Genomic DNA, 14,077 nt, shown 5'->3' with positions numbered 1-14,077 from the left:
ATCAATAGGTGATGCGGTGTTTTTTGTTTAGAGGATACAGTAAAGATAATTTATTTTATTAAATAGTATATAGGTGATTATGATGAAAATATTTAAACATTGTATATTGTATGTTGTTGCAATGGCTATTTTCTTTTCACAGGTTTTGGGTGCTAATGCCGATTCTTTTAATGATCGATTTCAAAATACTGGTTTTATTTCTGTAATGACACAAGAAAATGGGGTGACTAAAGCTGTTAATATGATTATGAACCAATTTGGAGGACAAGATGATGAGAAAAATGTCCAAAAGGTTGTCGCTTTAATGGGGATGGAGGTTGCAATTTTTGGTTTAATCTCATATTTTGTATATTTCTTTACGAGAAAACCTCCGAGTTCTAGCAGAGCGACAGGTAAAAGAGCATTCAATGCTATTGCTCATAGTGCATGGGCTCTTAATCGTTGATGAAATTTAAATTGTTTTATTATTGGGTGTTTTATATTAAATAAACCGTGATTAGACATCACGGTTTATATATTTTTTACTTTTAATGATATTGATAAATTTATCCTTTTATATCATTAAGATATTGTTTGTAGGATGGCAGTATAGAGGGGATTAAATTTAAATAATCAGTTCTTTTAAAAGCTAATTAATTTTTCTTTTCAAAATATGTATTTGAACTAAGTTTGTCGTTGATATTTTTTCTGTGATGAAAATAAATATCTTTTTGCAAATGTAACAGGGGTATCATCTGCTTTAATTGAGATATCCATAAACTTTGTATATTTACTTTAAAAATACAGAGTAATAGAATCATGGTCATTGTGGATTTTCATTCTGATGAACTGAAAAAGCATAAGTGGTGCATCTTACAAATATTTGTAAGAATTCTTTTATTGGAAGCTTTTTGTCTCTTTGTAGTTTACAATTTTTTTTATCATTTTATCTTAAGCAAAGAGAATGTGGATTCATTTCTATTCCTTTATTTTATCTGAGAAGGGCGGAGTTATACGAATGTCAAAGAAAGTCATGATCGTGGAAGATAATGAGCTTAATATGAAGTTATTCCGTGATCTTGTAGAAGCGAGTGGCTATGAAACCGTTGAAACACGTAATGGTCTTATGGCATTAGATTTGGCGCGTTCATCGATGCCATCTCTTATCCTTGTGGATATTCAGTTGCCAGAGGTCTCTGGAATAGATGTTATTAAACAATTAAAAGAAGATGAGGAACTAAGATCAATTCCTGTTGTTGCTGTAACAGCTTTTGCTATGAAGGGAGACGAGGAACGAATTCGTGCCAGTGGATGTGAAGAATATATGTCAAAGCCTATTTCTGTTCCCCATTTTATCACAATGGTAAAGCATTTTGTGGACTAAAGTTTTGTTAAGTGATGATAGAAAAAGACATTGAAAAGCGTATGAGATTACTAAAATTATCGTGCAAGTATTTTTGTACCTTAGCAGGTGGATATATTTAAGTTATCAAAACAGACTTGAAAAATTGAAAGGAAATTTTGATTTTTTAGTTTAGTTTCTTAGTTTTTGTCTTAAGAGAAGTGGTTGTTTTTCGCTCTTATTTTCTTCTAAGCGGTATAGATTTATTCCTACATTCATCTAAAAATCTGTTTTAGCAGGGTGAAAAAAGCCCCGATAAAAACGGGGCTTTATATATTGCACAATATATTGCACAAATATTGAAATTAACGTTTCGAAAACTGGAAAGAACGACGCGCTTTTGCTTTACCGTATTTTTTACGTTCAACGACACGGCTATCGCGGGTAAGGAATCCCCCTTTTTTCAAAATTGGACGAAGTTCTGGTTCGTAATAGGTTAAAGCTTTTGAAATACCATGGCGTACTGCACCAGCTTGTCCAGAAAGGCCACCACCTGCAACGGTTGCAATAATATCAAATTGGGTATCCCTATTTGTCGCAACAATTGGTTGACGAAGAATCATTCTCAAAACAGGACGAGCAAAATATTTGTCAAATTCTTTGTTGTTAATGATAATTTTTCCAGAGCCTGGTTTAATCCATACACGAGCAACAGCATCTTTACGTTTTCCTGTTGCATAGGCACGCCCTTGTGAATCAAGCTTTTGCACATGGATGGGAGCGACATTTTCATGAGCTTCTACAGTATTTGTTACGACACTGAGCTCAGCAAGAGAATTAATTTCAGCCATAATCAAGCAATCCTTTTGTTTTTGCGGTTTAAAGCACTAACGTCAAGAGATTCGGGCTGTTGTGCTTCATGCGGATGTTGACTTCCAGCATAAACACGGAGATTTTTCAATTGACGGCGACCAAGGGGACCACGCGGAATCATACGTTCTACAGCTTTTTCAACAACGCGTTCGGGAAAACGTCCTTCAAGAAGTTGACGTGCTGTACGTTCTTTGATTCCACCAATATAGCCGGTATGCCAATAATATTTTTTATCTGTATATTTTTTACCGGTAAGAGCTATTTTATCGGCATTGATGACAATAACGTTGTCTCCATCATCAACATGTGGCGTAAATGTAGCTTTATGTTTGCCACGTAAGCGGTTCGCAACAAATGTGGCAAGACGACCTAAAACAAGGTTTTCTGCGTCAATAATAACCCATTTTTTCACCACTTCAGTTGGCTTTTGTGAAAAAGTTGCCATAGAAGTATCCTTTATTAAAACCCGTCTAACATGAGGGTGTTTTCATTGTTTGCGTTGAAAATTGTTAGCACAGTGAAATATTCCACGCCTATTATTTGTTCTGATATAATGTCTTTTGATTGACGTCAAGAGAAAATAAAAACTTTATAAAACAGCATCTTATGAATGAGGTATCATGATACCCTGTATTGAGGAGGCACTTATCTACACTTTAATTGAGGATGAATGGGGCAAAAGACTGTTTTATCTTGAACGTGTGATTGTATTTTATTCGCCTTCATTATAACATAAGCAACAATGCAGCGGTCCCGTTATTTTCTCAATGTTGAATCTTCTGCTTGTGGTCAGGCTTGGTTAGATGCCCTTGATCTTCAAGGGATGAATAATGCACGCGCTATTTCTCAAAAATTTGGTTTTCCAGATCAATTGTCCCGTGTTCTCTCGGCAAGAGATGTGGATGAAACTGAAGCTGTTGCTTTTATTAATCCAACATTGCGCACGCTCATGCCTGATCCAGAAAGTTTTGTTGATATGCAATGCGCAGCAGAGCGTATTGTAAAAGCTATTTTGAATCAAGAAAAGGTTGCTGTTTTTGGTGATTATGATGTTGATGGTGCTTGTGCATCAGCACTTATCGCGCGTTTTTTTCGTTATTTTGGGATTGACGTCAAAATTTATATTCCTGATCGTATTGTTGAAGGCTATGGGCCAAATGAACAAGCAATGAGGATGCTTGTGCAAGAAGGTGCCCGTTTAATTATTACTGTTGATTGTGGGGCGAACAGTCCAGAAGCCATCAAAGCAGCAAGATTTGCAGGTGCTGATGTTGTAATTTTAGATCATCATCAAATGTCAAAGGTTCATCAAGAAGCCGTTGCTCTTGTCAATCCTAATCGTCCTGATGATTTTTCTGGACAAGGGCATTTATGTGCGGCGGGTGTTGTCTTTGTTACGTTAGCTTGGGTTCATCACTTATTGCGAAAAAAACAATTTGAAGGGCCGTTGCCTGATCTTCTCAGTATGCTTGATCTTGTTGCCTTGGCAACCATATGTGATGTTGTTCCATTACAGGGGGTTAACCGTGCTTTTGTGATGAAAGGACTTCAAGTTGCTCGTTCTATGCATAATCCTGGGATAGCAGCTTTAACAAAGGTTGCACGGATAGGCGAGCCGCTTAATAGTTTTCATTTAGGCTTTTTGTTAGGGCCTAGAATTAATGCAGGAGGACGCATTGGCGACCAAGCTTTGGGGGCACGCTTGCTCAGTTGTGAGGATAAAGATGAGGCAGACAGAATAGCGGAACAATTAAATCAACTTAATCAAGAACGCCAAGAAATGGAGAACATTCAATTAGCACAGGCGGAATCTTATATTGCTTCTCTTTATCAAGATCAAGAGACACCATTATCACTTGTCATTTCTCATAAAGAATGGCATCCGGGGATTATCGGTATTCTTGCTTCTCGCCTCAAAGAGCGTTTTTTTTGTCCTGTTTTTGCTATTGCATTGAAAGAAGATGGAAATGGCATAGGGTCGGGACGCTCAATTAGCGGCATAGATTTAGGGGCACTCGTTCGTGAGGCTGTTACACTCAATCTATTAGAAAAAGGAGGGGGACATAGTATGGCAGCAGGCATTACAATTCAATCAACAAAAATTGAAAGCTTTCAAAAATGGCTAGAAGAAAAAGTTTCTGTCATGGTTTCACAATTACATGCTAAAAAGTCTCTTAGTATAGACGGTTCTCTTTCTGCTTCTGGTGTTAATCAAGCACTATTTGAGTTGCTTGAAAAGGCTGGTCCTTTTGGAACAGGGAATGCAACACCTGTTTTTGTTCTTCCCTCTCATCGATTAATGAACCTATCTGAAGTTGGTAAAGGACATCTTCGCCTCATTATATCTAATGTGGAAGGCAAAAAACTGCAAGGAATAGCTTTTCGTGCTGTAGGGACATCGCTTGGTGATTTTCTGTCGAGAAATATTGGTGAAATGATTCATATAGCTGGTCATCTTAGTTTGAATTATTGGAATGGGACGATTAATCCACAACTGCGCGTGATTGACGCTGCTGCAGTAGTTTAAAAGAGATGTTTTTTTACATTAGATGTCTAAATTAGAAGCAAAAGTAGAATTTTCTTGTATGAAGCGAAAGCGTGCTTCTGGTTTTGTTCCCATGAGACTTTCTACAGTCTTTTTTGTTTCTTGTATTTCAACGGCATCAATAGAAACACGAAGCAATGTACGTTTTTGGGGATGCATCGTCGTTTCTTTAAGTTGTTCTGCGCGCATCTCACCAAGCCCTTTAAAACGACCGATTTCAATTTTCGCTTTTCCCGTAAATTCAGTTTTGAGCAATTCATCTTTATGGATGTCATCGCGTGCATAAGCAACTTTTCCTCCTTGCGATATTCTATAAAGGGGAGGAACGGCGAGATATAAATGTCCCTGATGAATGAGATCAGGCATTTCTTGAAAAAAGAAGGTAATGAGCAGTGATGCAATATGAGCACCATCAACATCGGCATCTGTCATGATGATAATACGTTCATATCTGAGATCTTTTTCACGATATTTAGAGCGTGTTCCACATCCAAGAGCGAGGATAAGATCGCTAATTGTTTGGCTCGAGTTCATTTTTTCATGGGCAGCACTGGCAACATTGAGGATTTTACCACGAAGAGGTAAAATTGCTTGGTTTGCTCTATTTCTTGCTTGTTTAGCAGATCCCCCCGCAGAATCCCCCTCAACAATGAATAATTCAGCACCCGTAGCATGGTTTTGGCTGCAATCTGCAAGCTTACCGGGTAGACGTAATTTACGGACAGCTGTTTTGCGACTTATTTCTCTATCTTGGCGTCGTCTAACACGTTCTTCAGCACGTTCAATAACCCAATCAAGAAGTTTTGTTGCTTCTTGGGGGGAGTTTGCTAACCAATGATCAAAAGGATCGCGGATTGCATTTTCAACGATACGTTGCGCTTCGATTGTTGCTAATCGATCTTTTGTTTGTCCAACGAACTCAGGATTTTTGATAAAAACTGAAAGTATTGCAGCTGTTGAAATCATAATATCGTCTGATGTAATGATTGCTGCGCGCTTGTTTCCTGTTAACTCGGCGTAAGATTTTAAGCCACGTAAAAGAGCTTGACGCAGTCCTGCTTCGTGCGTTCCCCCTTCTGCGGTGGGAATAGTATTGCAATAAGATTGCACACAAGAATCTCCACCATGCCAAGCGATGGCCCATTCAACACAGCCATGATCATTATTTTGTTGTGTTTTTCCCGAAAAAATTTCTGATGTGACGCGATATTCGTCTTTTAATGACGCAAGTAAATAGTCTTTAAGCCCATCGGGAAAATGGAAAACAGCCTTTTCAGGAATATTCTTTACGCCTTCAAGTATGGCGGGATCACAAGTCCAGCGAATTTTTACACCGCCAAAAAGATAGGCTTTGGAGCGCGCCATTTGATAAATTTTTTCCGGATCAAAAGCTGCTTTTTCACCAAAAATTTCACCATCAGGATGAAAACGAACACGTGTACCACGCCGATTGTAAACATCTCCCAAATCTTCTAACTCAGATTGAGGAATACCGCGTGAAAAGCGTTGGCGGTAAAGTTTTCGTTCTCGTGCAACTTCAACTTCCATATCATCTGACAGAGCATTAACAACAGAAATTCCTACTCCATGAAGCCCGCCCGCAGTTTGATAAGCTTTTCCATCAAATTTTCCTCCAGAGTGGAGTTGTGTCATAATAACTTCTAGAGTTGATTTATCAGGCATTTGAGGATGATTTTCGACAGGAATACCGCGTCCATTATCTGTAACGGTTATATAACCGTTCCTATCTAATGAGACCTCAATGGAGTCTGCATAACCAGCAACAGCTTCATCCATCGCATTATCAATAATTTCGGCAAATAAATGGTGAAGTGCTTTATTGTCTGTTCCACCAATATACATTCCTGGGCGTAAACGTACAGGCTCTAAACCCTCAAGCACGCGAATAGAGAGAGCATTATAGTCGTCTTCTTGCGTATTTTTTGCACTTTTTTTTGAAATCACAGCTTTTGATTTCATTGGAGATTGCAGAGTGCTTTCTTTTGTATTGACCCTAGATTGGGCTTTATTTAGAATACTAAAAAGATCCTTGTTGTTATCGCTCATAGCGTTTAACTATCCACCTCATAAAATAAAATATTATTAGAATAAATTTTATGCCTGTTTTTTATTTAAAAATCAATGCAGTTAGGAAACATCAATTGTTGGACCAAAAATTTGTTCAAAAGCCTGTTTGAGAGCAATATCAATATCATGCATTGTTACAGGGCACCCTAGATCAAGAAAGCTTGTTACACCATGGTTTGTAATTCCACAAGGAACAATTCCTGAGTAATGGGCTAAATTAGGATTAACATTGATAGAAACACCATGAAAACTTATCCATTTGCGCACTCGAATGCCAATCGCCGCAATTTTATCTTCAGAAGAAAGATTATTTTGTTTTGATGGGCCATGAGACTGTTTTACCCAGACACCAACGCGATCTTCTCTGCGTTCGCCTTTAATATTAAAGCTTGCAAGCATCTGTATGATCCATTCTTCTAATGCACTAATGAAAGCACGAATGTCTTGTTTTCGGCGTTTAAGGTCAAGCATAATATAAGCAATACGCTGTCCTGGACCGTGGTAAGTAAATTCACCCCCACGTCCTGCTTCATAAACAGGAAATAAATGAGGCGCTAAAAGATCCCTTTTATCTGCACTTGTACCCGCTGTATAAAGAGAAGGGTGTTCAAGAAGCCAAACCTGTTCATGGGCAGTTTTTGCAAGAATTTTTTCCACACGTTCTTGCATGTAACGCAGTGCTTCAGGATATTCAACCAAATGATCACTTATTTTCCATTCAACGGGTGGATTTCCTAGAATTGCATTAAAATGATGTGATAAGTGATTACGATCCCTATGTTTCAATTCAAATGTCATTGGCAATATTTATCTTAATGTTTGAGTTTGTATTATAATTAGAAAAATAATAAAAACGTAAGATTAAGAGACATTTTATGAGAAATGCAATGAATTTTATTAAAAAAAAGTGTTATGTTTCTTTTACCATCTTCCTGTTGCACCACCACCACCTGATGATCCACCTCCACCTCTGAATCCTCCTCCTCCTGATGAATGTCCACCAAATATTCCACCAGATCCTCTACCCCTCGTATTTAAGTTTAAAAACCAAGGTGTGAAGATAATACCCATCCAAAGATACTTTTGTGGACCTACTTTCTGACCAAAAATCATAGCAAGAATGGGCAAACCAATTGCTATAAAGAGAATGAAAAACATGATTGTATTTATAATCATTTCTTCTTTTGCAGTTTGTTTACGTTGTTCTTCAACAGCTTTAGCTTTTTGTTTGATTCGAAAAGAAAAATCAGCATCACTTTGTGTGATCACTTTGATAATTGCATGAACTGATTCAACAATTCCTTTTTGATAATTTCCTTCACGAAAATGAGGAACCATAAAGCTATTAATAATGACAGAGGACATAGCATCAGTTAGCTCTCCTTCCAGACCATAGCCTACTTCAATACGTGCTTCACGTTCATTGGGTGCAATGACGATTAATACGCCGTTATTGATTTGTTTTTGGCCTAACTTCCATGTACGAAAAAGAGAATTGCTATAAGTTTCTATATCATTGCCCGAAAGAGTAGGGAGCGTTACAAGAACAATTTGATCTCCTGTTTTCTCTTCGAGTGTAGCAAGTTTTTCCGTTAAATTTTTCTTTGTTGCATGGTCAAGTAAATGAGCCATATCATTGATATAACCGGTTAAGGGAGGAAACTTAGTGTATGCGTAAGAGATATTCCCCCATGCAATGAGTAAGTATAAAATGCTCAAAGGAATCCATAAACGTTGAAAAAAACGACGTTTTATAGCGTATTGAAATGATTTCATTAATTAAAATTCACCTTTGGAGTTTGTTGGCTATCCCTATCGATGGTAAAAGTTGGCATCGGTTTAGCATCACGAAACCATAATTTTGCCCAAATCATTGTCGGCATTGTTTTGAGTGCTGTATTATAGGCACGAACTGTTTCGATATAATCGCGGCGCGCAACGGAGATACGGTTTTCAGTTCCTTCTAGTTGTGATTGAAGAGCAAGAAAGTTCTGGTTTGCTTTAAGATCCGGATAGTTTTCAACAACTGCCATAAGCCGCGAAAGTGCACTTGATAAATTTGCTTGATTTTTGAGATATTGCTGCATAATTTCCGGATTATTCAACATATCTGCATTAATGTTAACTTGTGTTGCTTTGGCTCGTGCTTCAATGACATTTGTGAAAACGCTTTGTTCATGGGCTGCGTAAGCTTTAACTGTTTCTACAAGATTGGGGATGAGATCTGTACGGCGTTGATATTGATTGAGCACTTCACTCCATGCTGCGTGTGCTTTTTCTTCATTGGTTGGTATCGTATTAAATCCGCAGCCACTTAAAAATGGTATTAACCCTGCCAAAAAAATAACAATTGAAAATTGTTTTAACATTTTAAACATTGAAGAAGTTCGTACATTTAACATAAAGATGTCTCCATAGATATTTTATGTATCATATAGGGTTTATCTTACTGGTGGAAAGTATTTTTAAGTTTATAAATAGCTATTATTATTAATAGATTGACATCTCTCTGCGTTTTTAGCACGCTTTAAGTGACTTTTTGATATGAAAACAATAACAAGAATATAGATGTTATCTTGTGAAAGATCAACACTACTCATATCAATTATTCTTACAAAAGATTATATTATTTTCGTAAGATTTTTTGTTTCAGAACGTAGCAATAAAAATTTAGAAAAAGAAGAATGTAGGTATTAAGTTTATAAAAAGATGAGGAAGTTCTCATTTTCCCTTACCTTATTGAAGGCTATGTTTTTTCCTTTTTAGAATAAAAAGCATTTGTCTATCATGGATTAGGCATTGCATGAGAAGAAATTGTTAAGATGTTAGGGAATAGCATCAATATCATGCATTTTTATCCTAAGAAATGGCTTTTAAAAAAGAATTTTCATTTAAAGAGTGATTATATTTTTTTTATTTTATAGGTTTTATAGCAGGATCAATAATGTTAAGGGTTATACTTTAGTTAAAAAAGAAAGAAAATTATGACGATTATACTAAAACCGGGTGAGGTAACACTTAGCGAACTTGAAGCTATTTATTTTAATGGTGCAATTAGTAGGCTTCATCATGACACGCATTTAGCTATCGAGAAAGGAGCGCAGCGCATTGCTGAAATTGTTGCTGGAAGTGAGCCTGTATACGGTATTAATACTGGTTTTGGGAAGTTGGCTTCCATTAAAATTGATGCAGATAAAGTCGCTGTGTTACAGAGAAATCTTATTTTGTCTCATTGTTGTGGGGTAGGAGATCCTCTTGCTGAAAATATTGTGCGTTTGATGATGAGCTTAAAGCTGATCTCTTTGGGAAGAGGGGCCTCAGGAGTTCGTTTAGAGTTGGTCAACTTGCTGGAAAATATGCTTGTAAAGGGTGTTATTCCTGTCATTCCAGAAAAAGGATCTGTTGGCGCTTCAGGTGATCTTGCGCCACTTGCTCATATGGCGGCTGTTATGATGGGAGAAGGAGAAGCGTTTTTTCAAAATATTCGTATGAGTGGAGCAGCTGCTTTAGAAAAAGCAGGGTTGTCTCCTATTATTTTAGAGGCAAAGGAAGGTCTAGCTCTTATTAATGGGACTCAAACATCAACAGCACTTGCACTTGCCGGCCTTTTTCGAGCTTATCGGGCATTGTGTGGTGGATTGTTGGCCGGTGCTTTAACGACAGATGCTATCATGGGATCAACAGCACCATTCCATCCTGATATCCATATTTTACGAGGACATTATGGGCAGATTGCTGTATCAAAAACATTAGAAAAGCTCGTAGAGGATTCAGAAATTCGTGCAGCACATTTACGAGGTGATGAGCGTGTACAAGATCCTTATTGTATACGCTGTCAGCCACAGGTTATGGGGGCATGTTTTGATGTTCTGCTCGCTGCAGCAAAAACACTGATTATTGAAGCAAATGCTGTTACAGATAATCCGTTGATTTTAAGGAATGGTGAGGTTGTATCAGGTGGTAATTTCCATGCTGAGCCTGTAGCGTTTGCTGCTGATCAGATTGCTCTTGCTTTGTGTGAAATAGGATCTATTTCTCAACGGCGTATTGCTCTTATGGTTGATCCAGCCGTTTCTTATGGTCTCCCAGCTTTTTTAGCACACAATGCAGGTCTTAATTCAGGTTTTATGATCGCTGAAGTAACAGCAGCAGCTTTGATGTCTGAAAATAAGCAAATGGCTCATCCTGCTTGCGTTGATTCAACACCAACCTCAGCCAATCAAGAAGATCATGTTTCAATGGCTTGCCATGGTGCTCGTCGGTTATTGGTAATGAGCGAAAACCTTTTTACAATTATTGGCATTGAAACGCTTATTGCAGCACAAGGAATTGAATATCGTGCACCTTTAAAAACAAGTACTCTTTTACAGTCTGTTATGAGATGTTTACGCAAAAATATTGCTTCTCTTAAGGAAGACCGCTATTTGGCTCCAGATCTTCATCAAGCACATATACTTGTACGTGAAGGGCATTTATTACCTGTTTTACCAGAAACAATTTTTCCTTCATTAAGTTTTTAATAATATTTGTTTTAAGGCTAATGAGGAAGATGGATATTGAATTTTGAAACTTTCTCATGTAATAATATAGTAAATCAATACTATATTTCAGTTATTTAATAAATTATGTATGTATCTGCTACTTGTAACCAACTAGATATTTTATTTTGTACTCTTTTTATTTGTTAATACTTTATGGTTTTTATAGTTCATTTTTTGTATTTTAAGTAAAAAAGGAGAAATAAATGTTTAAAAGTGCTAGATTATGTATTTTAATAACAATTCTTTTTTGTTTTTTACAAACTCTTGAGGTTCATGCAAATTTTAGGAGAGGCAGCTTTCGAGAGAAAATTTTTGTTATGATGACGGCTCAAGATAAAGAGCCTCTTATTTCGGCAAAAAACAAAGATTTTATTAATATCTCAGGAAAAACTCCTAGAGGAAAGAAGGGAACTGTTATTGGACAAACAGTCAAAGATGCTATTTTTACCGTATATTTTTTTTTTCATCGGAAAACTTGTAGTTAAAGTTGTTGGAGCCCTTGGAGAATGGGCTGTAGATACACTTTCTCATACTTTAAAAAATTGGCGAGATTCGTTTTATCACTGATTGAGTTCTTTAATTGGTGTAAAAGATGGGCCAAAAGAAAGTTTTCTTAAAGTAACAAAAAATTAATTGTACGCATAGTTAATACGCTTATTGTAAACTTTTAGGCCTCTATTTCAATGTATTGAAATAGAGGCCTAAAAGTTTACACTACATTAAGGCTAATTTTCTTTGTCAAAAAACTTTAGAATACGAAATGAATTAAATGACAATTATAAAAAAATTCATTATCACTTTATTTAAAGAAATTGCAGGCTATAAAAGCTGAATAATTCGCCATAAAAGTATTTTTTCATTGTTTAGAGCAAAGTGGTGAGCTGGCTGGTCTTCGATGTTTTTGAAATATATTTGTGAAAGAAACATGAAGCTTTATTTATCATAAAGCTGTTATTGTTTTGTGGTTTTTATCAGCATTTCAATAAAAAAGGAAAGAAATGGCAATAAATGAACTAAAGAGGGGGATGAGTAAACGTCAAGTTATTTTTTTAGCTCTTGGCTCTGCTATTGGAACAGGTCTTTTTTATGGATCAGCCCAAGCAATTAAGCTTGCGGGTCCCAGTGTTTTGATTGCCTATTGTATTGCTGGTTTAGCTATTTTTATGGTTATGCGGGCTTTAGGAGAGATGATCCTTTATAATCCATTACCTGGTTCTTTTGCACGTTATGCAGCAAATTACATATCGCCATTAGCAGGTTTTTTAACCGGGTGGACATATGTGTTTGAGATGATTCTTGTGGGTTTGGCTGATATTACAGCTTTTGCGACTTATATGGGGTTTTGGTATCCTGATGTTGCTCCTTGGATATGGGCACTGAGTATTACATTTATCATCACGGGTATTAATTTAGCTGCCGTAGAAGTTTATGGTGAACTAGAGTTTTGGCTGTCTTCTATTAAAGTTATTGCTATTATTGCGATGATTATTTTAGGAATAGCAATTATTTTTTGGGGGTGGGGTGAAGCTGCTGATTCTTCTACTGTTACTGTTCATAATTTATGGAAGAATGGTGGTATTTTTCCTAATGGTTGGTTCGGTTTTTTAGCTTGCTTTAGTGTTGTTGTTTTTGCTTTTGGTGGTATAGAAATCATTGGCATGGCGGTCATGGAAGTTCAAAACCCTCATCAAACGATTTCAAAGGCAATTAATTCCACTCCAGTTCGTATTTTACTTTTTTATGTTATGACGTTAGCTATTTTAATGTCTCTTTATCCTTGGAATGAGATTGGTCTTATGGATAGTCCTTTTGTATCTATTTTTGAAAATCTTGGGATTTCATATGCAGCAAATATTTTAAATATTGTTGTTGTTACAGCGGCTATTTCGGCAATGAATAGCGGAATGTATGGTGCTTGTCGTATGGTTCATGGTTTATCGCAGGAAGGCTATGCTTTAAAGAAGTTCCAATATTTATCAAAAAATGGTATACCAGTTTTTGTTATTTTGATGATCTTCGCTATTTTTCTTCTTGGTGCTGTTCTTAATTATTTTTATCATGAAAAGCTTTTTTTTCTTATTGCGTCAATGGCAACATTTGCGACGGTTTTTGTTTGGATGATGATTCTACTTTCGCAAATTTTTATGCGAATTAAGATGCCTAAAGAAGCACAGAAGGATTTAAGCTTTCCCATTCCACTTTGGCCGATAGGATCAATTTTTTCTATTTTATTTATGGTTTTTATTTTTATTCTCTTATGGTACTTTGATGAGACGCGACCAGTTTTAATTGTCGGTGTTAGTTGGATTGCTTGGCTTATTATTTGTTTTTATAGCCTTAAACTTTATAATTTTAAGCAAAAGAAACTACAATAAATATTAAGCTAAAAAGAAATAGTTGATGTCTTTAGAAGAGCAGGTATTTAATCATTTTTCTTTGGAATATTTTGTGAGCCATTACCTATGATAATAACTCCATCATATAAGTACCAGACATTTTTTGATGGGAAGCTGTATCCGCAATACAAGTACTTCATGTTAAAATGATTTTATATTAAAATGCTTAACAATGTGAAGAGATTTTACTAGATACAAGATTATAAGAAAATATCTTTTTCTAAACTTATTAATTAAGTTCTCTCTCATAAGAGACATTATTACGAAAATTGATTCTATATTTTGATTTAAACTCTTTTCATAGCTAATCAAT

The 14,077-nt window shown here is 36.3% G+C and carries 12 protein-coding genes; 6 read left to right on the top strand and 6 right to left on the bottom strand.

Going from position 1 to position 14,077, the window contains the following annotated elements; all coding sequences use genetic code 11:
- The first annotated feature begins 82 nt into the window (after positions 1–82).
- Together FS875_RS07980 and FS875_RS07975 are read left to right on the top strand one after the other, a co-directional pair.
- Positions 83–445, top strand: coding sequence for a hypothetical protein (locus FS875_RS07980; protein ID WP_144755403.1), 363 nt, complete (start codon positions 83–85; stop codon positions 443–445).
- 552 nt (positions 446–997) lie between these two features.
- Positions 998–1,363 carry a response regulator gene (locus FS875_RS07975; protein ID WP_005773308.1) on the top strand — a complete coding sequence of 122 codons (366 nt, stop codon included), beginning with the start codon at positions 998–1,000 and terminating at the stop codon, positions 1,361–1,363.
- Positions 1,364–1,686: 323 nt separating this feature from the next.
- Here the strand turns inward: FS875_RS07975 and rpsI are convergent, their stop codons facing one another.
- Both rpsI and rplM read right to left on the bottom strand, forming a co-directional pair.
- A complete protein-coding gene (rpsI, locus tag FS875_RS07970; protein WP_144755400.1) occupies positions 1,687–2,172 on the bottom strand; it encodes a 30S ribosomal protein S9 in 486 nt (161 codons plus the stop codon).
- A 2-nt stretch (positions 2,173–2,174) separates the two neighbouring features.
- Positions 2,175–2,639 carry a 50S ribosomal protein L13 gene (gene rplM / locus FS875_RS07965; protein WP_120100763.1) on the bottom strand — a complete coding sequence of 155 codons (465 nt, stop codon included), beginning with the start codon at positions 2,637–2,639 and terminating at the stop codon, positions 2,175–2,177.
- Positions 2,640–2,936: 297 nt separating this feature from the next.
- Here rplM and recJ point away from each other — a divergent pair, with 297 nt between their 5' ends.
- Positions 2,937–4,721, top strand: coding sequence for a single-stranded-DNA-specific exonuclease RecJ (recJ, locus tag FS875_RS07960; RefSeq protein WP_144755397.1), 1,785 nt, complete (start codon positions 2,937–2,939; stop codon positions 4,719–4,721).
- An 18-nt stretch (positions 4,722–4,739) separates the two neighbouring features.
- On the opposite strand, the gene parE is transcribed toward recJ, so the two are convergent.
- The 4 genes from parE to FS875_RS07940 form a co-directional block, all read right to left on the bottom strand.
- Positions 4,740–6,806 carry a DNA topoisomerase IV subunit B gene (parE, locus tag FS875_RS07955; protein ID WP_144755394.1) on the bottom strand — a complete coding sequence of 689 codons (2,067 nt, stop codon included), beginning with the start codon at positions 6,804–6,806 and terminating at the stop codon, positions 4,740–4,742.
- A gap of 81 nt (positions 6,807–6,887) precedes the next feature.
- Entirely contained in the window at positions 6,888–7,625 is a 738-nt protein-coding gene (lipB, locus tag FS875_RS07950; RefSeq protein WP_144755390.1) for a lipoyl(octanoyl) transferase LipB, read from the bottom strand.
- Between the two features lie 123 nt (positions 7,626–7,748).
- A complete protein-coding gene (locus FS875_RS07945) occupies positions 7,749–8,603 on the bottom strand; it encodes a TPM domain-containing protein (RefSeq protein WP_144755387.1) in 855 nt (284 codons plus the stop codon).
- Positions 8,603–9,229, bottom strand: a complete 627-nt coding sequence (locus tag FS875_RS07940) for a LemA family protein (protein WP_144755384.1) — start codon at positions 9,227–9,229, stop codon at positions 8,603–8,605. The genes FS875_RS07945 and FS875_RS07940 overlap by 1 nt, the downstream gene beginning before the upstream one ends.
- 582 nt (positions 9,230–9,811) lie before the next feature.
- Here FS875_RS07940 and hutH point away from each other — a divergent pair.
- The 3 genes from hutH (at position 9,812) to FS875_RS07925 (ending at position 13,743) form a co-directional block, all read left to right on the top strand.
- Complete coding sequence (gene hutH / locus FS875_RS07935; RefSeq protein ID WP_144755381.1) at positions 9,812–11,347, top strand: histidine ammonia-lyase; 1,536 nt, start codon at positions 9,812–9,814, stop codon at positions 11,345–11,347.
- 224 nt (positions 11,348–11,571) lie between these two features.
- The gene (locus FS875_RS07930; RefSeq protein ID WP_144755379.1) at positions 11,572–11,853 is read left to right on the top strand and encodes a hypothetical protein; all 282 of its coding nucleotides are present in this window, start codon (positions 11,572–11,574) and stop codon (positions 11,851–11,853) included.
- A gap of 513 nt (positions 11,854–12,366) precedes the next feature.
- Positions 12,367–13,743, top strand: a complete 1,377-nt coding sequence (locus FS875_RS07925) for an amino acid permease (protein WP_144755376.1) — start codon at positions 12,367–12,369, stop codon at positions 13,741–13,743.
- Positions 13,744–14,077 lie beyond the last annotated feature (334 nt).

It is taken from the genome of Bartonella saheliensis (assembly GCF_902162175.1).
The sequence above is the reverse complement of the archived record's forward strand: the minus strand, read 5'-3'. Positions and strand labels throughout refer to the sequence as shown.

Coding starts and splice junctions, on each gene's coding strand:
- recJ (WP_144755397.1), top strand. CDS start 2,937: ATGCAGCGGTCCCGTTATTTTCTCAATGTTGAATCTTCTGCTTGTGGT.
- hutH (WP_144755381.1), top strand. CDS start 9,812: ATGACGATTATACTAAAACCGGGTGAGGTAACACTTAGCGAACTTGAA.
- lipB (WP_144755390.1), bottom strand. CDS start 7,625: ATGACATTTGAATTGAAACATAGGGATCGTAATCACTTATCACATCAT.
- parE (WP_144755394.1), bottom strand. CDS start 6,806: ATGAGCGATAACAACAAGGATCTTTTTAGTATTCTAAATAAAGCCCAA.
- FS875_RS07945 (WP_144755387.1), bottom strand. CDS start 8,603: ATGAAATCATTTCAATACGCTATAAAACGTCGTTTTTTTCAACGTTTA.
- FS875_RS07925 (WP_144755376.1), top strand. CDS start 12,367: ATGGCAATAAATGAACTAAAGAGGGGGATGAGTAAACGTCAAGTTATT.
- FS875_RS07980 (WP_144755403.1), top strand. CDS start 83: ATGAAAATATTTAAACATTGTATATTGTATGTTGTTGCAATGGCTATT.
- FS875_RS07930 (WP_144755379.1), top strand. CDS start 11,572: ATGTTTAAAAGTGCTAGATTATGTATTTTAATAACAATTCTTTTTTGT.
- rpsI (WP_144755400.1), bottom strand. CDS start 2,172: ATGGCTGAAATTAATTCTCTTGCTGAGCTCAGTGTCGTAACAAATACT.
- rplM (WP_120100763.1), bottom strand. CDS start 2,639: ATGGCAACTTTTTCACAAAAGCCAACTGAAGTGGTGAAAAAATGGGTT.
- FS875_RS07975 (WP_005773308.1), top strand. CDS start 998: ATGTCAAAGAAAGTCATGATCGTGGAAGATAATGAGCTTAATATGAAG.
- FS875_RS07940 (WP_144755384.1), bottom strand. CDS start 9,229: ATGTTAAATGTACGAACTTCTTCAATGTTTAAAATGTTAAAACAATTT.